Genomic DNA, 25,579 nt, shown 5'->3' on the forward strand with positions numbered 1-25,579 from the left:
GCGCATGCGGCGCCAATGTCGCGTCGATGCAACTTCACCGGCGTGCGGCCTTGCATTCCGGCCGCATCGCGCGGCTGGCATCACGCCGCGCCGACGAGCCGGTAGCCGACGCCCGTTTCGGTGACGATGTGCTCGGGCTGCGCGGGATCGCGCTCGAGCTTCTGGCGCAGGTGCGCCATGTAGATGCGCAGGTAATGATGGCTCTCGACATGCGACGGGCCCCACACGTCGCGCAGCAGCTGGCGATGCGTGAGCACGCGTCCCGCGTGCCGCACGAGCGTCGCGAGCAGCCGGTACTCGAGCGGCGTCAGGTGCACGATCTCGCCGTCGCGCCACACCTGGCGCAGCGCGAGATCGACGGTCACGCTGCCGAAGCCGACCTTCGGCGATTCGTTCGCGCCGCCCTGGTTGCGCCGGCGCAGTTGCGCGCGGATCCGCGCGCGCAGCTCGGACACGCCGAACGGCTTGGTCAGGTAGTCGTCGGCGCCCGCGTCGAGCGCGGCGACCTTCTCCTCTTCCTGCGTGCGCGCGGACAGCACGATCACCGGCACCTCGGACCAGCCGCGCAGTTCGCGGATCACGTCGAGGCCGTCGGTATCGGGCAAGCCGAGGTCGACGATCACGAGATCGGGCTTGCGGGTCGCCGCATCGATCAGCCCCTGCTTGCCCGTCTCCGCCTCGAACACGGCGATGTCCTCCTCTTCGAGCGCGGCGCGCACGAAACGGCGGATCTGTTTTTCGTCCTCGATCAGGACGACGGTCAGGCTCGGTTCACTCATGGTCTGGCAATGGCTCGGAGGGGGACGATGCGCCGGGTACGTCGGTTTCGTCATCGGGTACGGCAGGCACGGCCGGCGGCGTGTCGACCGGCAGCGTGAACCAGAAGCGCGCACCCGTTACGCGGCCGTCGGCCGCCGTGCGGTTGAGCGCGCCGATTCTACCGCCGTGCGCCTCGACGATCGCGCGGCAGATCGCGAGGCCGAGCCCGATGCCCGGCGTCGCCGATTCCTTCTCGCCACGCGTGAACTTGTCGAAGATCCGCGTTTCCATCCCGGCCGGCAAGCCCGGGCCGTGATCGGCGACATGCACGCGCACGAACGGCCTGCCGTCGTCGGTCACGCGTTCGGCGCCGATGTCGATCGACGTGTCGGCCGGCGTGTACTTCGCCGCATTCTCGAACAGGTTGGTGAAGAGCCGCTCCATCAGCACCGCGTCCATCTGCAACAGCGGCAGGTCGGCCGGCAGCGCGACGCGCGCGGGATGACGCGCAAGCACGCGCTTGCATGCGGCAAGCGCCGCGCCGACGGTTTCCTCGAGCAGCGACCACTGGCGCTTGAGTTGCAGGCTGCCGGCCTGCAGCCGCGCCATGTCGAGCAAGTTCGTGACGATGCCCGTCATCCGCAGCGCCTCGTCGTGGATCGCGTCGACGAGCTCGCCCTCGCGCTGCGCGGAACGTTCGGCCGCCGCGGCGTCACCGCGTTGCGCAGCCGCACGCCCGTTCGCGAGCATCGACGAGAAGCCGACGATCGTCGTGAGCGGCGTGCGCAGGTCGTGCGAGATCGCCGACAGCAGCGAGTTGCGCAGCCGTTCGGACTCCATGTTGACGAGCGCGTCGCGCGCGATCTCGACGTAGTGCACGCGTTCGAGCGCGAGCGCGATCTGCGCGGCGAACGCATCGAGCATGCGCAGCTGCTCGGGCACCTCGAGCTCGCGCGGATCGCGCGACGCCACCGCGAGCACGCCGCGCGTGCGCATCGGCGCCTTCAGCGGCAGGTACAGCGCGGCGGTCGCGGGCAGCGTGTCGGTGCCGCGGCCGGCCGGTTTCTGCTGGTCGTACACCCACTGGCCGACGTCACGGTCGAGGTCGGCGCCCGTCAGCGTGACGGCCGCGTCGGGCTCTTCGATCTTCTGCCGCACCTGGTCCGCGCTGTCGGGCAGCAGGAACGCGACGCGCGCGCGAAACACCTCGCTCACGTGGCGGCTGCCAATCTCGACGATCTGCTCGGTCGTCAGCGCCGCACCGAGCTCGCGCGCCATCGCATAGATCGCGCCGGTGCGGCGCTCGCGGCGCTGCGCGATGCTCGCCTGGCGCGTGAGCGTCGACGTCAGGTGGCTGATCACGAGCGACGTGAGCAGCATCCCGAAGAAGGTCAGCAGGTACTGCGTGTCGCTCACCGAGAACGACATGCGCGGCGGCACGAAGAAGTAATCGAACGCTGCGACCGACAGGAACGACTGCAGCACGCCCGGGCCGCGCCCGAGCCGCACGGCCGAGAACACGACGCCGAGCAGGTACAGCATCACGAGGTTCGTGAGGTCGAGCCGCTCGGACACGATGCTCGCGACCCCGGTGATCGCCGCGCAGATCGCGGCCGCATACAGGTAGTGACGCGGCGGCGAACGCCGCATGCCGAATTGCGCGAACGCGTCGCGCCAGTCGCGTGCGCGCGCGTCGAGCGGCGCCGCGCGCACTTCGTCGCTCGCCGACGCGCGAATCAGCATCAGGTCGACGTCGCCCGCGCGTTCGGCGAGCTTTTCGCCGAACGGTCGCGCGAAGCGGCGCGCGAGCCCCGTCTTCGGCGAACCGCCCGCAACCAGCTTCGACACGTTGCGCACCTTTGCATAACCGATCAGCGCGGCGACCGCGTCGTCGCCGGCGAGCGTGGCCGTCTCCGCGCCGAGCTCGGCGGCGAGCTTCAGCGCATCGAGCGTGCGCTGCCGCCGCGCGTCGGGCAGCCGCTGCAGCCGCGGTGTCTCGACGTACACGGCGATCCAGTCGGCCTTCACGCTCGCGGCAAGCCGCGCGGCCGCGCGCACCAGCGTCGGCGCCTCGGGGCCGGGCCCGACGCACACGAGCAGCCGTTCGCGCGCCTGCCAGATGCGCTGGATCGAGCGGTCGGCCCGGTACTCGCGCATCTGCGCGTCGACGCGGTCGGCCGTGCGCCGCAGCGCCAGTTCGCGCAGCGCGATCAGGTTGCCCTTGCGGAAGAAGTTGCGCACCGCGCGCTCCGCCTGCTGCGCGAGATACACCTTGCCGTCGCGCATCCGCTCGAGCAGTTCCTCGGCCGGCAGGTCGACCAGCGTGACCTCGTCGGCCGCGTCGAACACGCGGTCGGGCACGGTCTCCCACACGCGGATGCCGGTGATCGCACCGACCACGTCGTTCAGGCTTTCCAGATGCTGGACGTTGACGGTGGTGTACACGTCGATGCCCGCGTCGAGCAGTTCGTAGACGTCCTGCCAGCGCTTCAGGTGACGCGCGCCCTGCACGTTCGAATGCGCGAGTTCGTCGACGAGGATCAGCTGCGGCGCGCGCGCGAGCGCGCCGTCGAGATCGAATTCGGCAAGCGTGCGGCCGCGATGCTCGATGCGCGCGAGCGGCAGCACGTCGAGGCCGTCGAGCAGCGCGGCGGTTTCGCCGCGGCCGTGGGTCTCCACGATGCCGACGACAACGTCGATGCCATCCTGCAGGCGCTGGCGCGCGGCCTGCAGCATCGCGTAGGTCTTGCCGACGCCGGCTGATGCGCCGAAGAAGATCTTGAGCTGGCCGCGCCGCTGCTTTTCTTCGTCGCGCTGCAGCTTGTCGAGGAGTTGGTCGGGATCGGGGCGGTTCATGCGTGACGAAGGCGAAGCGCCGGGTTGCGCGCGAGTACAGGCATTGTTGTTCCAAATCGCCGCAAAAGGCAAAGACGGCGCATGCGCCGCCGGAAAAATCGGACCCGGCGCGCCGCAAGCCGCGCCGGAGTGTCCGGATTCGCGTTCAGTGCGTGGCCTGTGCCGCGTCGAGCGCAAGGTTCAGCTTCAGCACGTTCACGCGCGGCTCGCCGAGCACGCCGAACTGGCGGCCCGCCGTGTTCGCGGCGACGAGCAGCGCGACCGCGTCGGCCGTCAGGTTGCGCGCCTTCGCGACACGCTCGACCTGATACGCGGCGGCGGCCGGCGTGATCTCCGGATCGAGGCCGCTCGCCGACGCCGTCACGAGGTCGACCGGCACGGCCTTCGACAGGTCGGTGCCCGCGTCGCGCAGCGCGGCGATGCGCGCCTTCACCTGATCGGCGAGCGACGGATTCAGCGGGCCGAGGTTCGAGCCGCCGGAGCCGCTCGCGTTGTACGGCATCGGCGACGTGGCCGACAACCGGCCCCAGAAGTACTTTGGCGCATCGAACGGCTGGCCGATCAGCGCGGAGCCGATCGCACGGCCGTCCTTCTGGATCAGGCTGCCGTTCGCCTGCGACGGGAACACGGCCTGGCCGAACACGGTCGTCACGGCCGGGTAAGCGAGCCCCGTCACGACGGTCAGTACGACAAAGATCACGACGAGCGGGCGAATCAAGGTTTTCATGATGGTTCCTTCAGGTGCGGCGCATCAGGCCCAGCCGAGCGCGGCGAGCGTCATGTCGATCAGCTTGATGAACGGGAACGGCAGCAGCATGCCGCCGAGGCCATACACCAGCAGGTTGCGGCGCAAGAGCGACGCGGCGCCGAGCGGCCGGTAGGTGACGCCCTTCAGCGCGAGCGGGATCAGCGCGACGATGATCAGCGCGTTGAAGATCACCGCCGACAGGATCGCGGATGCCGGCGAGCTCAGGTGCATGATGTCGAGCACGCGCAGCTGCGGGTACGTCGTCACGAACGCGGCCGGAATGATCGCGAAATACTTCGCGATGTCGTTCGCGATCGAGAACGTCGTCAGCGAACCGCGCGTCATCAGCATCTGCTTGCCGATCTCGACGATCTCGATCAGCTTGGTCGGGTTCGAGTCGAGGTCGACCATGTTGCCGGCTTCCTTCGCGGCCTGCGTGCCGGTGTTCATCGCCACCGCCACGTCGGCCTGCGCGAGCGCCGGCGCGTCGTTGGTGCCGTCGCCCGTCATCGCGACGAGGCGCCCCGCCGCCTGGTGCTCGCGGATCGTCGCGAGCTTGGTTTCCGGCGTCGCTTCCGCGAGGAAGTCGTCGACGCCGGCCTCCGCCGCGATCGCCGCGGCCGTCAGCCGGTTGTCGCCCGTCACCATCACGGTCTTGATGCCCATCCTGCGCAACTCGGCGAAGCGCTCCTTGATGCCGCCCTTCACGATGTCCTTCAGCTCGATCACGCCCAGCACGCGCGCCACGCCGTCATGCAGATCGGCCACGACGAGCGGCGTACTGCCGCGGCGCGCGACGTCGTCGACCGCCCGGCGCACTTCTTCCGGAAAGCGGCTGCCGTGCGTCTCGACGTAGCGGCGGATCGCATCGGCCGCGCCCTTGCGGATTTCTCGGCCGGGAAGATCGACGCCGCTCATCCGCGTCTGCGCGGAAAAGCCGAGGAACGTCGCATGCAGTTGCGCCATGTCGCGCTGGCGGATGTTGAAGCGCTCCTTGGCCAGCACGACGATGCTGCGCCCTTCCGGCGTTTCGTCGGCGAGCGACGACAGCTGCGCGGCGTCGGCCAGCGCTTCCTCGGTCACGCCCGGCGCGGGCACAAACATCGACGCCTGGCGATTGCCGAGCGTGATCGTGCCGGTCTTGTCGAGCAGCAGCACGTCGACGTCGCCGGCCGCCTCCACCGCGCGGCCCGACGTCGCGATCACGTTCGCCTGCATCATCCGGCTCATCCCCGCGACGCCGATCGCGGACAGGAGCCCGCCGATCGTCGTCGGAATCAGGCACACGAGCAGCGCGACGAGCGCGGTGATCGTCACGACGTGGCCGGCCTTCATCGCTTCGACGGAGAACATCGAGAACGGCAGCAGCGTCGCGGTTGCCAGCAGCATCACGATCGTCAGCGCAACGAGCAGGATCGTCAGCGCGACTTCGTTCGGCGTCTTCTTGCGCTTCGCGCCTTCGACCATCGCGATCATCCGGTCGAGGAATGCCTCGCCGGGGTTCGCCGTCACCTTCACGACGATCCAGTCGGACAGCACGCGCGTGCCGCCCGTCACCGACGAGAAGTCGCCGCCCGACTCGCGGATCACCGGCGCGGATTCGCCGGTGATCGCCGATTCGTCGACCGATGCGACACCGTCGACGACTTCGCCGTCGGCCGGGATCACGTCGCCGGCCTCGACCAGCACGACGTCGCCACGGCGCAGATCGGACGCGGTCGTGATGCGGATCGGCGACTTCGGATGCGGCTCGTTCAGCTTCTTCGCCATCACGTCCTTCTTCGCGCTGCGCAGCGACGCGGCCTGCGCCTTCGAACGCCCTTCGGCAAGCGCCTCGGCGAAGTTCGCGAACAGCACGGTGAACCACAGCCACAGCGCGATCGCGAGGATGAAGCCGGCCGGCGCCTCGGCCTGCCCGGCGAGCGCCGCGATCCACAGGATCGTGGTCAGGATGCTGCCGACGTACACGCAGAACATCACCGGATTGCGGAACTGCGTGCGCGGCGTGAGTTTCTTGAACGAGTCCACGATCGCCGGACGCAGCAGCGCCGGATCGAACATGGACAGTGTTGCGGAATGTTGAGTCATGGCGATCTCTTCAATCTCTTCAGTCTTTTCAAGGCGTCGTCGTGCGCTCGCGCATCACGCGCCCAGCCACATCATCAGATGCTCGACACCCGGGCCGAGCGCGAGCGCCGGCACGTAGGTCAGCGCGCCCACCAGCAGCACGGTGCCGAGCAGCAGCACCACGAACAGCGGACCATGCGTCGGCAGCGTGCCGCTCGTCACCGCGATGCGCTTCTTCGCGGCGAGCGAGCCGGCAATCGCCAGCACCGGCACGATCGTGCCGAAGCGGCCGAACCACATCGCGATCGCGGTCATCCAGTTGTAGAACGGCGTGCCGACCGTCAGGCCCGCGAACGCGCTGCCGTTGTTGTTCGCAGCCGAGCTGAACGCGTACAGGATTTCCGAGAAGCCGTGCGGGCCCGGATTCGCGATGCCGGCCTTGCCCGCGTCCGCCAGCACCGCGATCGACGTGCCGAGCAGCACGAGCAGCGGCGTGAGCAGCACGACGATCGACACCATCTTCATCTCGTACGACTCGATCTTCTTGCCGACGTATTCGGGCGTGCGGCCGATCATCAGGCCGGCGACGAACACCGCGAGCAGCGCGAACACGAGCATCCCGTAGAGGCCGGAACCGACGCCGCCGTAGATCACCTCGCCGAGCTGCATCAGCAGCATCGGCACGAGGCCGCCGAGCGGGGTCAGCGAATCGTGCATCGTGTCGACCGCGCCGCACGACGCGGCCGTGGTCGCGACCGTGAAGATGCCGGTCTGCGCGATGCCGAAGCGCGTTTCCTTGCCTTCCATGTTGCCGCCCGGCTGCAGCGCGCTCGTCGACTGGTCGACGTGAAGCGCTGCGAGCGTCGGGTTGCCGGCCTGCTCGGCGCTCACCTCGACGCCGATCGCCACGGCGAACGCGACCGTCATCGCCGCGAGCACCGCGATCCCCTGCCTGCGGTCGCCGATCACGCGGCCGAACACGAGACACAGCGCGGCCGGGATGATCAGGATCGAGAAGACCTGGATGAAGTTCGTGAACGGCGTCGGGTTCTCGAACGGATGCGCGGAGTTCGCGTTGAAGAAGCCGCCGCCGTTGGTGCCGAGCATCTTGATCGCTTCCTGCGACGCGACCGGGCCCATCGCGAGCGTCTGCTTCACGAGCGGGGTCGGCACCGTGACCGGATTGCCCTTGTCGTCCTTCACCGGACTGCCCTGCGCGTCGAGCTTCGGCGCCGCATAGGTGCTCGCCTGCAGCACCGGCACGTCCTGGTACGCCTTCATGTTCTGGATCACGCCCTGGCTCATCAGCAGCGCGGCGATGATCATCGACATCGGCACGAGCACGTACAGCGTCACGCGCGTGAGGTCGACCCAGAAGTTGCCGATCGTCTGCGCGGTGTGGCGCGCAAAGCCGCGGATCAGCGCGATCACGACGACGATGCCGGTCGCCGCCGACAGGAAGTTCTGCACGGTCAGGCCGAGCATCTGCGTCAGGTAGCTGACGGTCTGCTCGGGCGTGTAGTCCTGCCAGTTCGTGTTGGTGACGAAGCTGACAGCCGTGTTGAACGCGCCGTCGACCGTCATCGCGCCGAACTGCTGCGGGTTGCCGGGCAGGGCGCCCTGCAGGCGCAACAGGCCGTATAGGAACAGCGCGCCGAGCGCGTTGAACGCGATCGTCGCGACCGCGTATTGCTTCCAGTTCATTTCGGTGCCGGCATCGACGCCGGCGATGCGGTACAGCACGCGCTCGAGCGGCCCGAGCACGCGCACGACGCGCGAGCTGCCGTCCATCACGGCGGACAGGTAGCGCGCGACCGGCACGGCCGCCGCGAGTAGCACGACGATGAACAGCAGCGTCTGCAACAGGTTGTTCGCGTTCATTCGATGTCCTCCGCGCGCAGCAGCGCAAAGACGAGATACGCGAACAGCAGGGCCGTCGAGGCGCCCGCCAGCCAAAGCATCCAGGTCATGCTCGCCCCCCGCGACCGTATTGCGCGAGCTTCTCGCAACCGGCAAGCAAACCGAGGATCAGCGCTGTGAACAGCACCAGTGCGCCGATGAAAACCCCATCCATTTTTGTGTTCTCCGTCGTCGAAATCGGACGACTAGAACCTTATGGGAACGCGCGTAAAGGACGGATCAAAGGTAACCGGGCGGATATAAAAAACGCGTAAACGCGCGCGGCGGGGAATGGCGGGCGGGACAAGAGAGAGGACGGGCGGCGGCCAGCGCCGCCGCGAGGGTGCGTGCCGGCGTGGTGCCGGCACGCAGGGATGCGTCAGGGAACGAGGATCGTCGAGCCGGTCGTCTTGCGCGACTCGAGGTCGGCATGCGCGCGGCCGACTTCCGCGAGCGGATAACGCTGGTTGATGCTCGTCTTCACCTTGCCTGACAGGATCACGTCGAACAGCTCGGCGGCCGCGGCTTCGAGATCGGCGCGCTTCGCGATGTACGAGAACAGCGTCGGGCGCGTGAAGAACAGCGAGCCGCGCGACGAGAACTCCTTCGAATCGATCGCCGGCAGCGGGCCCGACGCATTGCCGAAGCTGACGAAGTAGCCAAGCGGCGCGAGGCAGTCGAGCGAACCGATGTAGGTATCTTTGCCGATCGAATCGTAGACGACCGGCACGCCCGCGCCGTTCGTGATCTCCTTCACGCGCTGCGTGAAGTTCTCGCGCGTATAGACGATCGGATGATCGCAGCCGTGCGCCTGCGCGAGCGCGGCCTTTTCGTCGGAACCGACCGTCCCGATCACGGTGGCGCCGAGCGCCTTCGCCCACTGGCACACGAGCAGGCCGACACCGCCGGCCGCCGCGTGGATCAGGATCGTGTCGCCGGCCTTCACCGGATACGTGCGGCGCAGCAGGTAGTGCGCGGTCAGCCCTTGCAGCATCACCGATGCCGCGTCGTCGTAGCTGATCCCGTCAGGCAGCTTCACGAGCCGCTCGGCCGGCATCACGCGCTCCTGCGCGTAGGCGCCCGGCGGCTGCCCGACATACGCGACGCGATCGCCCACCTTGAGCGCGGTCACGCCGTCGCCGACGGCCGTCACCTCGCCGGCGGCCTCCATCCCGAGGCCGCCGGGCAGCGGCTGCGGATAGAGACCCGTGCGGAAGTACACGTCGATGTAGTTGAGCCCGACCGCGTGTTGCCGGATCCGGACTTCGCCCGCCTTCGGCGCGCCGACCTCCACATCGACCCACTTCATCACGTCCGGGCCGCCCGGCTGGTCGTATCGGATTGCTTTCGGCATCGTTTTGCTCCTCGTTTGTCTGGAATCTGGAAATCCGGCCCGGCGAATGTATCGACGTCGCGCCGGCGGCAATGCGGGCGAACGCGGGTCGTAGCGGACGATTCTCGCGCGTCGTGCGCGGTCGTGCAGCGCGTCGATGCAATCCCTTTACATCGGTAGGGTTTTCGCTGAAAACGGATTGCATGAGCCCAGCGTGCGAAGGACGGCGTGGTATGAGACCGATCGCTGCCGTTCGTTTCCCTGCCGGCGGCGTCAATGATGTTCGGCACACTTTGTCACGTTTTACGTCATGCCACGCTCTCCGCGATGGCCGAAATATGCCGATCCGTCATTTCTCGCCGCGTCGACGCGCTTTTCCCCGAACCGGCGAATGCCGATGTCGACCGGCCCGGCACTTGGTCTCGCCAGGGTCATTTACGAGATGGCCACCGTGCTAATTTGCCCGCTGCCCAATTCGCTAGGTCAACGCCATGAAGCACTTTCTTGTCAGGAACGTGTTTGCTTTCGCGTCGTTGTCCGCAAGTATCGGCAGCGCAACCGCGGCTCCGCTACCGCGTGCGGACGGCGCCCGTCTGCTCGACGGCCTGAGCCGTTCCGACAACAGTCCGTATGCCGACGCCGAGCGCCACGCGATGGCCGGGTATCTGGCAGGCGTGCGATGCGACCGAAGGCAAGGACTGGTGCGACAACGGGCGTGTCAAACCGGGGGAAATCGATTCGGAAGTGCTCGGTGATCTCGGGAAACGGCCAAGGGGGGTGTCAGAATTTCCGTGTTCAAGGCGGGTTGAGATTCACACGGACGGTCGAACGAATTGATCGAGGGAGTCGAATCCCTTCTACCGTTCGCCGGAACGAGCAATTCACCATAAGCAGGTCGCTCACGCGCGAGGTCCGCGCGTTGGCCGGCGCCGTGACCTGTCCGCCGACGGCTTCGCCGAACGCGCAAGCGCGCTCGTCTGCTCGATCGCGTGTTGCGTGATCACGCCAACACGCTGTGCCGTCAGGAGCGGCGCACTTAAGCACCGAACCCGACAGCGAAGCACCCGCACCGGCACAATCCGCCGATCGGATACGGAGCCCTTTCAGACAGAACTCGACCGTTAATGCGGAGCGCTCCAGAACAGCTCGCTAGCAAACGTCCTGCATGTTGCGCGCCAGATCGTCGAGCAGCATCCGCGCGGTCGCGACGTTGGTCGCGACCGGCACGTCGTGCACATCGCATGCGCGCACCAGCGCGGTGATGTCCGGATCGTGCGGCTGCGCGGTCATCGGATCGCGCAGGAACACGACGATGTCGACGCGGCCTTCGGCCAGCTCCGCACCGATCTGCAGATCGCCGCCCTGCGGCCCCGACAGCTTGCGCTCGACCTCGAGCCCGTGCGCGGCGGCGATGCGGCTGCCCGTCGTGCCCGTCGCGACCAGCCGGCACTGCGCGAGCGCCTCGCGGAACTGGCCTGCGAGCGCGACGATCTCGTCCTTCTTCGCGTCGTGCGCGATCAATGCGATGCGGGGTTTGCTCATCTCCGTTTCCTTTGTCGTTCAGTCGTTGTCGTCGTTGAATGGCGGTGCGCGCGTCAGAACGTGCCCGGATACGCGCCGCCGTCGAGCAGCCAGTTCTGCCCGGTGATATAGCCGGCATGCACGCTGCAGAGGAACGCACACGCCGCGCCGAATTCGGCGCGCGTGCCGAGGCGCCCGGCCGGGATGTCCTTCGTGCGGCGCGCGCGCATCTCGTCGACCGTCACGCCCTGCGCCTTCGCCGACGCGGCGAGCGTCGTCGCGATCCGGTCGGTGTCGAACAGCCCCGGCAGCAGGTTGTTGATCGTCACGCCCTGCCCCGCGACCTTGCGCGACAGCCCCGCGACGAAGCCGGTCAGCCCCGAGCGAGCGCCGTTCGACAGCGCGAGCACGTCGATCGGCGCCTTCACCGCCGAACTCGTGATGTTGACGATCCGGCCGAAGCCGCGCCCGATCATCCCGTCGACGGTCGCACGGATCAGCTCGATCGGCGTCAGCATGTTCGACTCGAGCGCGCGGATCCAGTCGTCGTGCGAGAAATCGCGGAAGTCGCCGGGCGGCGGGCCGCCGGCATTCGTCACGAGAATGTCGGGCTGCGGGCAGGCGGCGAGCGCGGCCGCGCGCCCGTCGGGCGTCGTGATGTCGCAGGCGACCGCCGTGATCGACACGTTCGACTCGGCGCGGATCTCCTCCGCGGCTTCCTCCAGCGTGTCGCGCGTGCGGGCGACGATCACGAGATTCACGCCCTCGGCGGCCAGCGCTTCCGCGCAGCCGCGCCCGAGCCCCTTGCTCGCCGCGCATACGAGCGCGGTCTTTCCTGCGATGCCGAGATCCATCGTCGATTCCTCTATGGCGACGCGCGCCGGCGCGGCCCCGGCCGCATCGCCGGACGGGCGAACGATCGCGAACGGATGTGAATGGGCGAACACGGCGCGCGGATTGTCGTGAGACGTCGATAATATCCGGATCGCGCGGCGCGCCTTGGTAAAATTGCGGCCATAAGCGGCGGCTGGCCTGGCGCCCGCCGCCGCTTCCGATCCCCTTTTGCCGCCAAGGCACCCCCGTCATGAAACAGGACAGCCGTTTCCCGAATCTCTTCATCACCGATCACCCGCTGATCCAGCACAAGCTCACGCACATGCGCGACAAGGACACGTCGACGCGCACGTTCCGCGAGCTGCTGCGAGAAATCACGCTGCTGATGGGCTACGAGATCACCCGCAACCTGCCGATCACGACCAAGCGGGTCGAAACCCCGCTGGTGGCGGTCGACGCACCGGTGATCGCGGGCAAGAAACTCGCGATCGTGCCCGTGCTGCGTGCCGGCATCGGGATGTCGGACGGCCTGCTCGACCTGGTCCCGTCCGCGCGAGTCGGTCACATCGGCGTGTATCGCGCGGAGGATCACCGCCCGGTCGAATACCTGGTGCGCCTGCCCGATCTCGAGGACCGGATCTTCATCCTGTGCGACCCGATGGTCGCGACCGGCTACTCGGCCGTGCACGCGGTCGACGTGCTCAAGCGCCGCAACGTGCCGGCCGCGAACATCATGTTCGTCGCGCTGGTCGCCGCGCCCGAAGGCGTGCAGGTATTCCAGGACGCGCATCCGGACGTGAAGCTGTTCGTCGCGTCGCTCGATTCGCACCTGAACGAGCACGCGTACATCGTGCCGGGCCTCGGCGACGCGGGCGACCGCCTGTTCGGCACCAAGAACTGACGCGCGTGCGCCGCCGGGCCGCGCGGCCCGGCACGCCGCGACGGCCGCACCGGCCGTTCGGCCATGCGCGGCGGCCCCGAAGCGACGGTCGCCGCGTGATAAAATCACGTTCCACTCGACACGCGCGGCCCCGCGGCATCACGCCCGCCAGAACGGCCGCCGATTCAACGACACATTGGCACAATCGCCCGCGCGAGCGCGCCCGGGCACGGAGAAAGGTATGGCTGGTCATTCGAAATGGGCCAACATCAAGCATAAGAAGGCAGCGGCCGACGCGAAGCGCGGCAAGATCTGGACCCGCCTGATCAAGGAAATCCAGGTCGCGGCCCGGCTCGGCGGCGGCGACGCGAGCTCGAACCCGCGTCTGCGTCTCGCGGTCGACAAGGCGGCCGACGCGAACATGCCGAAGGACAACGTCAAGCGCGCGATCGACCGCGGCGTCGGCGGCGCGGACGGCGCGAACTACGAAGAAATCCGTTACGAAGGCTACGGCATCAGCGGCGCGGCGATCATCGTCGACACGCTGACCGACAACCGCACCCGCACGGTCGCGGAAGTCCGCCACGCGTTCTCGAAGTTCGGCGGCAATATGGGCACCGACGGTTCGGTCGCGTTCATGTTCGATCACGTCGGCCAGTTCCTGTTCGCGCCCGGCACGTCGGAAGACGCGCTGATGGAAGCGGCGCTCGAAGCCGGCGCGGACGACGTCAGCACGAACGAAGACGGCTCGATCGAGGTGCTGTGCGACTGGCAGGCGTTCTCGGCGGTGAAGGACGCGCTCGAAGCCGCGGGCTTCAAGGCCGAGCTCGCCGAAGTGACGATGAAGCCGCAGAACGAAGTCGAATTTACCGGCGACGATGCGGCGAAGATGCAGAAGCTCCTGGACGCGCTCGAGAACCTCGACGACGTGCAGGAGGTGTATACGAACGCCGTCATCGTCGAGGAATGACATGCCGGCCGCCGTGCGCAGTGTCGCGGCGGCGGCCCGACCGATTTCGCGGCCGGCGCGCCTGAGCGTGCCGGCCGCCCTGTTTTCTAGTCTGCGGGGAATCCCATGAAACTACTCGTCGTCGGTTCCGGCGGCCGCGAACATGCGCTCGCGTGGAAGCTCGCGCAGTCGCCGCGCGTCCAGATGGTCTACGTCGCGCCCGGCAATGGTGGCACGGCGCAGGACGAGCGTCTGCAAAACGTCGACATCACGTCGCTCGACGCGCTGGCCGATTTCGCGGAAAGCGAAGGCGTCGCGTTCACGCTCGTCGGGCCGGAAGCGCCGCTCGCGGCCGGCATCGTCAACCTGTTCCGCGCTCGCGGCCTGAAGGTGTTCGGCCCGACCCGCGAAGCCGCGCAGCTCGAAAGCTCGAAGGATTTCGCGAAGGCGTTCATGAAGCGCCACGGCATTCCGACCGCCGACTACGAAACCTTCTCCGCCCCCGCCGCCGCGCATGCGTACATCGACGCTAAGGGTGCGCCGATCGTCGTGAAGGCCGACGGCCTCGCGGCCGGCAAGGGCGTCGTCGTCGCGATGACGCTGGAAGAAGCGCACGCCGCGGTCGACATGATGCTGTCGGGCAACAAGCTCGGCGACGCCGGCGCGCGCGTCGTGATCGAGGAATTCCTCGACGGCGAGGAAGCGAGCTTCATCGTGATGGTCGACGGCAAGCACGCGCTGGCACTGGCTTCCAGCCAGGACCACAAGCGCCTGCTCGACGAGGACCGCGGCCCCAACACGGGCGGCATGGGCGCCTATTCGCCCGCACCGATCGTCACGCCGCAGATGCATGCACGCGTGATGCGCGAAATCATCATGCCTACAGTGCGCGGGATGGAGAAGGACGGCATCCGCTTCACGGGTTTCCTGTATGCGGGCCTGATGATCGACAAGGAAGGCAATCCGCGCACGCTCGAGTTCAACTGCCGGATGGGCGACCCCGAGACGCAGCCGATCATGGCGCGCCTGAAGAGCGATTTCTCGAAGGTCGTCGAGCAGGCGATCGCGGGCACGCTCGACGCGGTCGAGCTCGACTGGGACCGCCGCACCGCGCTCGGCGTCGTGCTAGCCGCGCACGGCTATCCGGACGCGCCGCGCAAGGGCGACCGCATCAACGGAATCCCGGCCGAGACCGAACAGGCCGTGACGTTCCATGCGGGCACGACGCTCGCCGAAGGCGACAAGCTCGTCACGTCGGGCGGCCGCGTGCTGTGCGTGGTCGGCCTCGCCGATTCGGTGCGCGAAGCGCAGCAGCATGCGTACGACACGATCAACCAGATCAATTTCGAAGGCATGCAGTACCGCCGCGACATCGGCTTCCGCGCACTGAATCGCAAGAGCACGTGACGTCCGCTTCGGGCGCGCCGCAACGCCGCGCGCCCGCTCCTCTGCCGGGGTTCGATAGAATGCCCGGCAGATGCCTTTTTTACGGCTCCCGCTTCGCGCGGGAGCACCCAGTCCAGACATGACCGATTCGACCTACGACGTGGCGCGCGTGCGCACGTACCTCCAGGGCCTGCAGACTCGCATCGCCGACGCGCTCGGCGCGCTCGACGGCACGCCGCTTGCGACCGACGCATGGCAGCGCGGGCCTGAAGAGCGCCTGCGCGGCGGTGGCTGCACGCGGATTCTCGAAGGCGGTCGCGTGTTCGAGCGCGCGGGCATCGGTTTTTCCGACGTCGCGGGCGACGCGCTGCCGCCGTCGGCGAGCGCCGCGCGCCCGCAACTGGCCGGCCGCGGCTTCGAAGCGCTCGGCGTGTCGCTCGTGCTGCACCCGCGCAACCCGTACTGCCCGACCGTGCACATGAACGTGCGGATGCTGATCGCGACGAAGCCGGGTGAAGCGCCGATCTTCTGGTTCGGCGGCGGCATGGATCTGACACCGGTTTATCCGTTCGAGGACGACGCGCGGCATTTCCACCAGACTTGCAAGGACGCGCTCGATCCGTTCGGCGCCGAACTCTATCCGCGTTTCAAGACGTGGTGCGACGAGTATTTCTTCCTCAAGCACCGCAACGAGACGCGCGGCATCGGCGGGATCTTCTTCGACGATTTCTCCGAACCCGGGTTCGAACGCTCGTTTGAGATGATGCAAGGCGTCGGCGACGCGTTCCTGAACGCGTACCTGCCGATCGTCGAACGCCGTGTCGCGCTGCCATACGGCGAGCGCGAACGCGACTTCCAGGCTTACCGGCGCGGCCGCTATGTCGAATTCAACCTCGTGTTCGACCGCGGCACGCTGTTCGGCCTGCAAAGCGGCGGGCGGACCGAATCGATCCTGATGTCGATGCCGCCGGTCGCGAACTGGCGCTACAACTGGCAGCCCGAGCCGGGCTCGCCGGAAGCGCGCCTGAGCGAGTTCCTCGTGCCGCGCGACTGGGTCTGACCCGCTGCGCTCCGTCGCCCCAAGAACAGGACACGTTTTCTGAACACCATCGCCCGCCCCGCTCCGCAGCCGCTGTTACGTCGCATCGGCCTGCTTGGCGGCACGTTCGACCCGATCCACGACGGCCACCTCGCGCTCGCGCGACGGTTCGCCGACGTGCTCGGCCTCACCGAGCTCGCGCTGCTGCCCGCCGGGCAGCCGTACCAGAAGCGCGACGTGTCGGCCGCCGAGCATCGGCTCGCGATGACGCGCGCCGCCGCCGGCTCGCTGTCGCTGCCCGGCGTGACGGTTACCGTCGCGACCGACGAGATCGAGCACACGGGGCCGACCTATACGGTCGAGACGCTCGCGCGCTGGCGCGAGCGGATCGGCCCCGATGCTTCGCTATCGTTGCTGATCGGCGCCGACCAGCTGGTGCGGCTCGACACCTGGCGCGACTGGCGCAAGCTGTTCGACTACGCGCACGTGTGCGCATCGACGCGCCCGGGCTTCGACCTCGGCGCGGCGCCGCCGGACGTCACGCAGGAAATCGCGCGGCGGCAGGCCGGCGCCGACGTGCTGAAGGCGACGCCGGCGGGCCACCTGCTGATCGACACGACGCTGTCGTTCGATATCGCAGCAACCGACATCCGTGCGCACCTGCGCGAATGCATCGCGCGTCACGCGCAAATGCCCGATGCATCGGCCGAGCATGTGCCGGCCGCCGTCTGGGCCTATATTCTTCAACATCGTCTCTACCATTCCTGATTCCATGGATATCCGCAAACTGCAGCGCGTGATCGTCGACGCTCTCGAAGACATCAAGGCGCAAGACATCAAGGTGTTCAACACCAGCCACCTGACCGAACTGTTCGACCGCGTGATCGTCGCGTCGGGCACGTCGAACCGCCAGACCAAGGCGCTCGCGTCGAGCGTGCGCGACAAGGTCAAGGAAGCCGGCGGCGACATCGTCAGCTCCGAGGGCGAAGACACCGGCGAATGGGTGCTGGTCGACTGCGGCGACGCGGTCGTGCACATCCTGCAGCCGGCGCTGCGCCAGTACTACAACCTCGAGGAAATCTGGGGCGACAAGCCCGTGCGGATGAAGCTCGGCGGCGGCAAGGGCCCGAACGGCGTCGCAACGGCCAGCGAAGACGAGGACGAAGAGGAAGAAGCGAGCGCACGCCCGGCGCGCAAGACGGCCGCCCGCCGCCGCTGAGTCCCGGCGAGTCGTCCGATGAAGCTTTTCATCCTCGCGGTCGGCCACAAGATGCCCGGCTGGATCGCGTCCGGCTTCGACGAATACACGAAGCGGATGCCGCCCGAGCTGCGCATCGAGCTGCGCGAGATCAAGCCCGAACTGCGTTCGGGCGGCCGCAGCGCGGAAAGCGTGATGGCGGCCGAGCGACAGAAGATCGAAGCCGCGCTGCCGAAGGGCGCGCGCATCGTCGCGCTCGACGAACGCGGCCGCGACTGGACCACGATGCAGCTCGCGCAGGCGCTGCCCGGCTGGCAGCAGGACGGCCGCGACGTCGCATTCGTGATCGGCGGCGCCGACGGGCTCGATCCGGAACTCAAGGCGCGTGCCGATACGTTGCTGCGCATCTCCAGCATGACGCTGCCGCACGGCATGGTACGCGTGCTGCTTGCCGAACAGCTTTACCGGGCGTGGAGCATCACGCAGAATCACCCCTATCACCGCGCATGACGTGTCGTCCTCGGACGCGCGCCGCGCGCGCTCAATGAGATAACGACACCATGCCGTCCAGCACGCCCGCCACCCTTTTCCCGACCCTTTACCTCGCTTCGCAAAGCCCGCGCCGCCAGGAGCTGCTGCAGCAGATCGGCGTACGCTTCGAATTGCTGCTGCCGCGCCCCGACGAGGACGCCGAGGCGCTCGAAGCCGAACTACCCGGCGAAGCCGCCGACGCGTACGTGCAACGCGTGACCGTCGCGAAGGCCGAGGCCGCGCGTGCGCGCCTCGTCGCGAGCGGCAAGCCGGCCGCGCCGGTGCTCGTCGCCGATACCACGGTGACGATCGACGGTACGATCCTCGGCAAGCCGGCCGACGCCGACGACGCACTCGCGATGCTGACCCGCCTCGCGGGCCGCGAGCACGCGGTGCTGACCGCCGTCGCCGTGATCGGCGCTAACGGCGAACTGCTGCCGCCCGCGCTGTCGCGCTCGTCGGTGCACTTCACGGCCGCGCCGCGCGTCGCGTTCGAGCGTTACATCGAAACCGGCGAGCCGTTCGGCAAGGCCGGCGCATACGCGATCCAGGGGCGCGCGGCCGAATTCATCGAGCGAATCGACGGCTCCCATTCGGGTATCATGGGTCTGCCCCTTTTTGAGACTGCCGCGCTGCTCCGCACCGCGCGCGTCGCCTTCTGAACCGCACCATGAACGAAGAAATCCTGATCAACCTCACGCCCCAGGAAACGCGGGTCGCACTCGTCCAGCAAGGCGCGGTGCAGGAGCTTCACGTCGAGCGCACGCTGTCGCGCGGACGCGTCGGCAACATCTATCTCGGCAAAGTCGTGCGCGTGCTGCCCGGCATGCAGTCGGCGTTCATCGACATCGGCCTGGAGCGCGCGGCGTTCCTGCACGTCGCGGACATCTGGCATCCACGCCTCGCCGGCGAGCCGCAGTCGAGCGCGCAGCACCAGCCGATCGAGAAGACCGTGTTCGAAGGCCAGACGCTGATGGTCCAGGTAATCAAGGATCCGATCGGCACGAAGGGCGCGCGACTGTCGACGCAAGTCAGCATCGCGGGCCGCACGCTCGTCTACCTGCCGCAGGAGCCGCACATCGGCATCTCGCAGAAGATCGAGAGCGAGGCCGAACGCGAGGCCGTGCGCGCGCGGCTGACCGCCGTGATCCCGGCGGACGAGAAAGGCGGCTACATCGTGCGCACGATCGCCGAGGATGCGACCTCCGAAGAACTGGCCGGCGACGTCGCCTACCTGCGCAAGACCTGGGCGACGATCGTGGCGCTTGCGCAGCGGCTGCCGGCGACGAGCCTGCTGTACCAGGATCTCGATCTCGCGCAGCGCGTGCTGCGCGATTTCGCGAACGACGACACGACGCGCATCCAGGTCGATTCGCGCGAGACGTACCAGCGCCTCTCGGAATTCGCGGCCGAGTTCACGCCGGCGGTGAGTCCGAAGCTGCACCATTACACCGGCGAGCGGCCGCTGTTCGACCTGTACAACATCGAGACGGAGATCCAGCGCGCGCTGTCGCGCCGCGTCGACCTGAAGTCGGGCGGCTACCTGATGATCGATCAGACCGAGGCGATGACGACGATCGACGTGAACACCGGCGGCTACGTCGGCGCGCGCAACTTCGACGACACGATCTTCAAGACCAACCTCGAGGCCGCGCATACGATCGCGCGGCAGCTGCGGCTGCGCAACCTCGGCGGGATCATCATCATCGACTTCATCGACATGGAGAACGCCGAGCATCGCGATGCGGTGCTGTCGGAGCTGAAGAAGGCGCTGTCGCGCGACCGCACGCGCGTGACGGTCAACGGCTTCTCGCAGCTCGGGCTCGTCGAGATGACGCGCAAGCGCACGCGCGAATCGCTCGCGCACGTGCTGTGCGAGCCGTGCCCGACCTGCCAGGGCAAGGGCCAGGTGAAAACGTCGCGCACCGTGTGCTACGACATCCTGCGCGAGATCCTGCGCGAGTCGCGCCAGTTCAACCCGCGCGAATTCCGCGTGATCGCCGCGCAGCAGGTGATCGACCTGTTCCTCGACGAGGAGTCGCAGCATCTCGCGATGCTGATCGACTTCATCGGCAAGCCGGTGTCGCTGCAGGTCGAGTCGAACCTGAGCCAGGAGCAGTACGATATCGTGCTGATGTAGGGAGATCGCCGCCAACCCTTGCCGCGGGCGTCGAGCAAAAATATCGGTTATCTCGCCGATCTTCGAGGGCTCAGGCAACGTAAGCGAACACCCCATTGCGGGCGAAGCACGGTCGCTCGAGTCCAACGTGGTTCACAGACCGTTTGACGCACCGCAGCAGTGCCACTATAATTCGCGTCGCGGGGTGGAGCAGTCTGGCAGCTCGTCGGGCTCATAACCCGAAGGTCATAGGTTCAAATCCTATCCCCGCAACCAATATCGAAGCCCGCTTTGCGACAGCAAGCGGGCTTTTTGCATTTCGCCGATTCGATTGTTCATTTCTCGCGGGCGACCTGGTCTCGTGCCGCGCGCTCGATCGCGTCCGTATCCCATCGGCCGATACGCATCGCTTCTTCCAGCATGCCGAGGGTAAGGGCCACACGCGGCGGCTTGCGGTAACGCTCGGAAAACAACCCGAGAAACGTCGCCACCATCTCCTGCCCCTCAGGGCCGAAGTAGCGGTCGTAAGGAAAGTCGGCAGCATGCACACCGAACGTTTCCGCCCATTTGTCGATGAATTCGATTGCATCGATTCCGGTCACGCGCAGATCCTCTTCGAGACGTGACGACGGTTCGATCCGCAACGCCGAACAACGGACGGCCAAGCGCTTCGTGCGTGAAGGCAGCCAGCTTTTCCCACATATCGGCAGACACGATCAAAACACCCTGTTTTCTGTTGTTGTTCGAATAGCCGCTGACCTTAGCAAAGCCGAAGAGGCTCGCCATCCCTGTATCATTCGGGTCATACGTGCAATGCGCCGCCGGGCCAGACCACACGGCGAAAACCACATCGAGCAATTGTTTACCAATGGTTTCCTGATCAATCGCGCGACAACACGATATCGCGACGGCGCAACGTCACCCCTTCACTGCGGGCCCTGGCCACACGACACATCGACATGTGTGCCCGCATCAGCCGCTGCGCTATCCTTTCCCACCTCTCATTCACTCGTCACACACCATGAGCCAACGCCACAACCGCCGCCAGCGCAAGAAACTCCACATCGCCGAGTTCCAGGAACTCGCGTTCAACGCGACCGCGCAATACCGCAACGAACTGTCCGACCTCGAGCGCGGCCAGCTGATCGATGCGTTCATCGATTTCGTCGAAGCGAACGGGCTGCTGACCGTCGCGTCCGCCGACGAAGGGATCGGCGCGTACGTGATCTCCGGCGCGCCGCGCGGCACGACGACCGACGCCGACCGCGAAAGCGTGCGCGCCTGGCTGGCCGCACGTCCGGAGCTGACCGACGTCCAGGTCAGCGAGTTCAGCGACGCGTGGTATCCGGACGCCTGACGTTCGGGCGCACCGCCCTCGGGCGATGCCCGCATCTGGCCCGCCCTGACGGCGGGCCACGCAGGTGCCGCCTGCTCCCTCCACACCCCCGCCCCCTCCGCCGCTCCCCCACCAATCACACGACGCACATCGCGTCGATCGTGATTACCCCGACTCCGGCAATGAATCGGACGCTTACTTCAATTTAACGATCATTAAAAGACGTCTCACGCCGACGGACCTACTCTGATCGCACGAATCCGGTGATATCGGGCACGATCGGCAAGCAAGACGAAAGAATGCAAACGATTCGTCCTGCAAGCGCTCCGGGTTCCGCCTCAGGCGAATACGCGACACGGCGACAGGTCAATCAGGGAGACAACAACGATGCGCCCGCCGCGCCACTTCCGCAGCGACGACACGTCGGCGCACACGAAAGCCGCCTGATCCATTTCCATAATCGAGACGAGGACGACATGAACACGCCCACCACCCATCAAGCAGGACTCCGAATGATCATGATCGCGGCAGGCGTCGCGGCGCTGATGTCGCTGTCCGCGTGCGGCGGCTCCGGCACGCTGAGCCAGGGCACCGGCGGCTCCGGATCGGGGTCCGGCGACACGACTGCGTCGACCGGCGGCTCGGGCAACGGCGCGAGCGGCACGTCGGCCAACGGCGTCGGCCAGACGACCGCGGCATCGAGCAACATCGTGACGGCCGGCGGCGGCGCCATATCGGGTGTCGGTACAACGATCGCGGCGCAGTCGCTGCCCGGCACGAACCCCGCGACGACGCAAGGGCTCGGCACGGTCGTGCAGGACGTCGGCGCGGCCGTCACGACGCTCGGCACCGGCCTCGGCTCGGGTCTCGGCCAGCTCGGCGCGTCGTCGAACCCGGTCGGCACGACGGTCGCGAGCACGGGGGGCGTGGTCACGAATCTCGGGCAGGCCGTCGCCGCGACGGGCGGTGTCGTGTCGAGCCTCGGCGCCAGCGGTTCGGCACTGGCGCCGCTCGCGCCCGCCACGTCGCCCGTCGGCGGTGCCGTGACGACGCTCGGCAACACGATCGCGGGCGGTGGCGCGACGCTCGGCACACAACTGTCGAGCGGCCCGGTCGCCCAGGTGACGGGCACGGCCAGTTCCGCGATCACGCCGATCACGACGACGGTCGGGTCGGTCACGCAGACGGTCGCGGCGAGCACGCCGCTCGGCGCACCGTTGACGAATCTCGTGACGACCGTCGGTAACGGCGTCGCGAACGCCGGCACGACACTCGCGAATACCGGCAACAATCCGGTCACGACCGGCGTCGGCAACGTCGTGACCGCGACCGGCAACACGGTCGCGACCGCGGGCACCGCACTGCTCGGCGGCGGCGCCGCCGCGACGAATCCGCTCGCTCCGGTGACGGGGCTCCTGTCGACCGGCGCGCTCGGCGGCACTGCGGGCGGCAGCAACCCGGCAGGCGCACTCACGTCGGCGGTCGGTGCCATGACGGCGGCGGCCGGCACCTCGCCGGTCGGCGGCCTGACGGGCGGGACGGGCGGCACCGGCACCGGCGTGCTGTCGAAGACCGGCGGCGGCCTGCTCGCCCCGGTGACGACGACGCTCGGCGCGCTGGCCAGGTAACGTCACGTCGGCCGCCCATGCGGCGGCCCGTACCGTCGTCGACGGTCGGGCGCCGCGTTCGTTGCGGCACGCGATGGCGCCCGCCCCGCGACCGATCGCCGCGCTTTCCCCGCCATCCCGCTCTCGATCCTGCGCAGAAATCGGTCCTGAAAGGAAGACACGTTAAACTCTCACCTCGCGTGGTGCGCCGCCCGCACCCGCCATCCATCGCCAGCCGCGAGCCTCCGGGCCCGCCCCCGACCCATGGAGTGAGTGTCAATGAGCGGCGGACTTCCGTTTCCCGCATCCCGCATGTCGTTCCCGTCTTCGACGGTCTTTCTGGTGCTCGCAGCCGCCGCGCTGCTGTCCGGCTGCGGGCTGCTGCCGACCCAGAATCCGCCCGCGCCGATCAGCGAGGCGCTCGTCGAGCCGATCGAGGAAGCCGCCGGCGAACCGCTGACGATGCCGCCCGTGCCGCCGCCCGTGCAGCCGGAAGAACCGGAAGCACCGAAAAAACCGCACCGCGAAGTGACGCGGCCGAAGCCGGTGCAGCGCACCGAATCGCCGACGCCGACGCCTCCGCCGCCGGCCCCGCTCGTCGCGACCCGCACGCTCGACCGTACGCAGATCCATGCACTGCTCGACAGCGAAGTCGCGCGCCGCAACGGCAAGGTCATCGGCCGCGCGGTCGACATGGTGGCCGACGCGAACGGCAAGCCGCGCGAAATGATCGTCAACCTTCAGGGCTTCATGGGCGTCGGCGACCGCAAGGTCATCTTCCCGTGGAACGTATTCCGCTTCACGCCGGGCGGCAAGCAGGAGCCCATCGTGCTCGACGTGCCGTCGGGCGAACTGCCGCCTGCCGCAAGGCCCAAGGCCGTGCCGCTGTCCGGTTCGGCCGCGGCGTCACCCGCAACGCGACTGCCGATGCTCGACAGCGACGTCGAGCGCCCGAACGGCGCGAAGATCGGCCGCGTCGTCGACGTGCTGATCGACCGCGCCGCGCAACCGCAGGCCGTCGTGCTCGACCTCGGCGGGCTCGTCAATACCGACCGCCGCTCGATCGCCGCGAGCTGGGGCGCGCTGCGCTTCGTCACGCGCGACAAGGCGCTGCATCCGCAGCTCGACCTGAACGATGCGCAGATCAAGGCGTCGCCGCCCTACGCGGCCGACAAGCCGATCGTCGCGGTCTCGCCGCCTGCCACCGCCGCCGCGCCGGCTTCGTCTGCGAGTGCCGCCCGATGACGATCAAGCATTCCGTCAGCGTTCGCAGTCTCCGGGCTCTCGACTGGCTCAACTTCTTCGTTGCAAACGTTCAAACCGGGTTCGGTCCGTTCATCGCGTCCTACCTCGCGTCGCACAAGTGGACGCAGGGCGAGATCGGCATGGTGCTGTCGATCGGCACGATCAGCGCGATGGTCAGCCAGGTGCCGGGCGGCGCCGCCGTCGACGCGCTGAAGAACAAGAAAGGCGCGGCCGCATGGGCGATCGCGGCCATCATCCTGTCCGCGGTGCTGCTCGCGTCGAGCCCGACGATCGTGCCGGTGATCGCGGCCGAAGTGTTCCACGGCTTCGCGAGCTGCATGCTCGTGCCGGCGATGGCCGCGATCTCGTTCTCGCTGGTCGGCCGCGCGGATCTCGGCGACCGGCTCGGCCGCAACGCGCGCTGGGCCTCGATCGGCAGCGCAGTTGCGGCGGGCCTGATGGGGCTCACCGGCGAGTATTTCTCCGCGCGGGCGGTGTTCTGGCTGACCGCGGTGCTGGCGTTGCCCGCGCTGTTCGCGCTCGCGATGATCCAGCCGACGCACGAGGTGATCCCGCATTCGTCGAAGCCCGACGACCACGACGAAGGCGAGGAACGCGAGACGCTGCTCGAGTTGCTGCGCGATCGCCGGATGCTGATCTTCGCGGCATGCGTCGTGCTGTTCCACCTGTCGAACGCGGCGATGCTCAACCTCGCGGCCGGCGAAGTGACGGCCGGGATGGGCGAGAACGTGCAGCTCGTGATCGCCGCGTGCATCATCGTGCCGCAGGCGATCGTCGCGATGCTGTCGCCGTGGGTCGGCCGCTCCGCGCAACGCTGGGGACGCCGGCCGATCCTGCTGCTCGGCTTCTCGGCGCTGCCGGTGCGCGCGTTGCTGTTCGCCGGCGTGAGCAGCCCGTACCTGCTCGTGCCGGTGCAGATGCTCGACGGCATCAGCGCGGCCGTGTTCGGCGTGATGCTGCCGCTGATCGCGGCCGACGTCGCGGGCGGCAAGGGCCGCTACAACCTGTGCATCGGGCTGTTCGGTCTCGCGGCCGGGATCGGCGCGACGCTCAGCACGGCCGTGGCCGGGTATGTCGCCGATCATTTCGGCAACGCGATCAGCTTCTTCGGGCTCGCCGCGGCCGGCACGCTCGCGGTGCTGCTGGTCTGGCTCGCGATGCCCGAGACGCGCGTCGAGAACGGCGACGCGACCGCCGGCGAGCCGGCCGCCGCATCGTCCGAACAGGCGCACTGACGCGTCGCCCCCGCTT

At 67.9% G+C, this 25,579-nt stretch carries 22 protein-coding genes, 1 tRNA gene and 1 pseudogene; 14 read left to right on the forward strand and 10 right to left on the reverse strand.

Features of this window, described 5'->3' with window-relative positions:
- Positions 1 to 80 precede the first annotated feature (80 nt).
- The 9 genes from kdpE to AC1Z3W_RS31815 form a co-directional block, all read right to left on the reverse strand.
- Positions 81 to 779: a two-component system response regulator KdpE gene (kdpE, locus tag AC1Z3W_RS31775; RefSeq protein WP_057929237.1), complete on the reverse strand. Its 699-nt coding sequence runs from the start codon at positions 777 to 779 to the stop codon at positions 81 to 83.
- On the reverse strand, positions 772 to 3,615 hold the full coding sequence (locus AC1Z3W_RS31780) for a DUF4118 domain-containing protein (RefSeq protein ID WP_483509283.1): 2,844 nt from the start codon (positions 3,613 to 3,615) through the stop codon (positions 772 to 774). Before AC1Z3W_RS31780 ends, kdpE begins: the two co-directional genes overlap by 8 nt.
- A 145-nt stretch (positions 3,616 to 3,760) precedes the next feature.
- A complete protein-coding gene (kdpC, locus tag AC1Z3W_RS31785; protein ID WP_483509284.1) occupies positions 3,761 to 4,342 on the reverse strand; it encodes a potassium-transporting ATPase subunit KdpC in 582 nt (193 codons plus the stop codon).
- A gap of 24 nt (positions 4,343 to 4,366) precedes the next feature.
- Positions 4,367 to 6,451 (reverse strand): potassium-transporting ATPase subunit KdpB, encoded by a 2,085-nt coding sequence (gene kdpB, locus AC1Z3W_RS31790; protein WP_483509285.1) that lies wholly within the window; start codon positions 6,449 to 6,451, stop codon positions 4,367 to 4,369.
- 54 nt (positions 6,452 to 6,505) lie between these two features.
- Positions 6,506 to 8,311 carry a potassium-transporting ATPase subunit KdpA gene (kdpA, locus tag AC1Z3W_RS31795; protein ID WP_483509286.1) on the reverse strand — a complete coding sequence of 602 codons (1,806 nt, stop codon included), beginning with the start codon at positions 8,309 to 8,311 and terminating at the stop codon, positions 6,506 to 6,508.
- Positions 8,308 to 8,400, reverse strand: coding sequence for a K(+)-transporting ATPase subunit F (kdpF, locus tag AC1Z3W_RS31800; RefSeq protein ID WP_006752209.1), 93 nt, complete (start codon positions 8,398 to 8,400; stop codon positions 8,308 to 8,310). The genes kdpA and kdpF overlap by 4 nt, the downstream gene beginning before the upstream one ends.
- Positions 8,401 to 8,708: 308 nt before the next feature.
- Complete coding sequence (locus tag AC1Z3W_RS31805) at positions 8,709 to 9,683, reverse strand: quinone oxidoreductase family protein (RefSeq protein WP_057929242.1); 975 nt, start codon at positions 9,681 to 9,683, stop codon at positions 8,709 to 8,711.
- Positions 9,684 to 10,811: 1,128 nt separating this feature from the next.
- Positions 10,812 to 11,204: a methylglyoxal synthase gene (locus AC1Z3W_RS31810; protein ID WP_057929243.1), complete on the reverse strand. Its 393-nt coding sequence runs from the start codon at positions 11,202 to 11,204 to the stop codon at positions 10,812 to 10,814.
- Between the two features lie 53 nt (positions 11,205 to 11,257).
- On the reverse strand, positions 11,258 to 12,037 hold the full coding sequence (locus tag AC1Z3W_RS31815) for an SDR family oxidoreductase (RefSeq protein WP_124834041.1): 780 nt from the start codon (positions 12,035 to 12,037) through the stop codon (positions 11,258 to 11,260).
- Between the two features lie 230 nt (positions 12,038 to 12,267).
- Between AC1Z3W_RS31815 and upp the strand changes: the two genes are divergently transcribed.
- The 10 genes from upp to AC1Z3W_RS31865 all read left to right on the forward strand — a co-directional run bounded on the left by upp (position 12,268) and on the right by AC1Z3W_RS31865 (position 20,395).
- Entirely contained in the window at positions 12,268 to 12,918 is a 651-nt protein-coding gene (upp, locus tag AC1Z3W_RS31820; protein ID WP_006478229.1) for a uracil phosphoribosyltransferase, read from the forward strand.
- Positions 12,919 to 13,138: 220 nt separating this feature from the next.
- Positions 13,139 to 13,867, forward strand: coding sequence for a YebC/PmpR family DNA-binding transcriptional regulator (locus tag AC1Z3W_RS31825; RefSeq protein WP_057929244.1), 729 nt, complete (start codon positions 13,139 to 13,141; stop codon positions 13,865 to 13,867).
- Positions 13,868 to 13,972: 105 nt separating this feature from the next.
- Positions 13,973 to 15,253, forward strand: a complete 1,281-nt coding sequence (gene purD / locus AC1Z3W_RS31830; protein WP_124834040.1) for a phosphoribosylamine--glycine ligase — start codon at positions 13,973 to 13,975, stop codon at positions 15,251 to 15,253.
- A 118-nt stretch (positions 15,254 to 15,371) separates the two neighbouring features.
- Complete coding sequence (gene hemF, locus AC1Z3W_RS31835; protein WP_124834039.1) at positions 15,372 to 16,292, forward strand: oxygen-dependent coproporphyrinogen oxidase; 921 nt, start codon at positions 15,372 to 15,374, stop codon at positions 16,290 to 16,292.
- Positions 16,293 to 16,382: 90 nt separating this feature from the next.
- Positions 16,383 to 17,039, forward strand: a complete 657-nt coding sequence (locus AC1Z3W_RS31840; protein WP_409364308.1) for a nicotinate-nucleotide adenylyltransferase — start codon at positions 16,383 to 16,385, stop codon at positions 17,037 to 17,039.
- A 4-nt stretch (positions 17,040 to 17,043) separates the two neighbouring features.
- The gene (rsfS, locus tag AC1Z3W_RS31845; protein ID WP_057929248.1) at positions 17,044 to 17,490 is read left to right on the forward strand and encodes a ribosome silencing factor; all 447 of its coding nucleotides are present in this window, start codon (positions 17,044 to 17,046) and stop codon (positions 17,488 to 17,490) included.
- 18 nt (positions 17,491 to 17,508) lie between these two features.
- Entirely contained in the window at positions 17,509 to 17,979 is a 471-nt protein-coding gene (gene rlmH, locus AC1Z3W_RS31850) for a 23S rRNA (pseudouridine(1915)-N(3))-methyltransferase RlmH (protein WP_057929249.1), read from the forward strand.
- A 50-nt stretch (positions 17,980 to 18,029) separates the two neighbouring features.
- Positions 18,030 to 18,662 (forward strand): Maf family protein, encoded by a 633-nt coding sequence (locus tag AC1Z3W_RS31855; protein ID WP_124834038.1) that lies wholly within the window; start codon positions 18,030 to 18,032, stop codon positions 18,660 to 18,662.
- Positions 18,663 to 18,670: 8 nt separating this feature from the next.
- Entirely contained in the window at positions 18,671 to 20,140 is a 1,470-nt protein-coding gene (rng, locus tag AC1Z3W_RS31860; protein WP_057929251.1) for a ribonuclease G, read from the forward strand.
- A 178-nt stretch (positions 20,141 to 20,318) separates the two neighbouring features.
- Positions 20,319 to 20,395: transfer RNA gene (locus AC1Z3W_RS31865), tRNA-Met, on the forward strand.
- Between the two features lie 59 nt (positions 20,396 to 20,454).
- On the opposite strand, the pseudogene AC1Z3W_RS31870 reads toward AC1Z3W_RS31865, so the two are convergent.
- Positions 20,455 to 20,821, reverse strand: a pseudogene (locus AC1Z3W_RS31870) (DUF1493 family protein).
- 319 nt (positions 20,822 to 21,140) lie between these two features.
- On the opposite strand from AC1Z3W_RS31870, the gene AC1Z3W_RS31875 reads away from it, so the two are divergent.
- The 4 genes from AC1Z3W_RS31875 to AC1Z3W_RS31890 all read left to right on the forward strand — a co-directional run bounded on the left by AC1Z3W_RS31875 (position 21,141) and on the right by AC1Z3W_RS31890 (position 25,563).
- Positions 21,141 to 21,476, forward strand: coding sequence for a YggL 50S ribosome-binding family protein (locus AC1Z3W_RS31875; RefSeq protein ID WP_057929252.1), 336 nt, complete (start codon positions 21,141 to 21,143; stop codon positions 21,474 to 21,476).
- Positions 21,477 to 21,931: 455 nt separating this feature from the next.
- Positions 21,932 to 23,083, forward strand: coding sequence for a collagen-like triple helix repeat-containing protein (locus AC1Z3W_RS31880; protein ID WP_483509287.1), 1,152 nt, complete (start codon positions 21,932 to 21,934; stop codon positions 23,081 to 23,083).
- 258 nt (positions 23,084 to 23,341) lie between these two features.
- A complete protein-coding gene (locus tag AC1Z3W_RS31885) occupies positions 23,342 to 24,307 on the forward strand; it encodes a PRC-barrel domain-containing protein (protein WP_057928977.1) in 966 nt (321 codons plus the stop codon).
- The gene (locus AC1Z3W_RS31890; RefSeq protein WP_057928978.1) at positions 24,304 to 25,563 is read left to right on the forward strand and encodes an MFS transporter; all 1,260 of its coding nucleotides are present in this window, start codon (positions 24,304 to 24,306) and stop codon (positions 25,561 to 25,563) included. The genes AC1Z3W_RS31885 and AC1Z3W_RS31890 overlap by 4 nt, the downstream gene beginning before the upstream one ends.
- The last annotated feature ends 16 nt before the right edge of the window (positions 25,564 to 25,579 follow it).

The organism is Burkholderia sp. 10_S31, assembly GCF_056930375.1.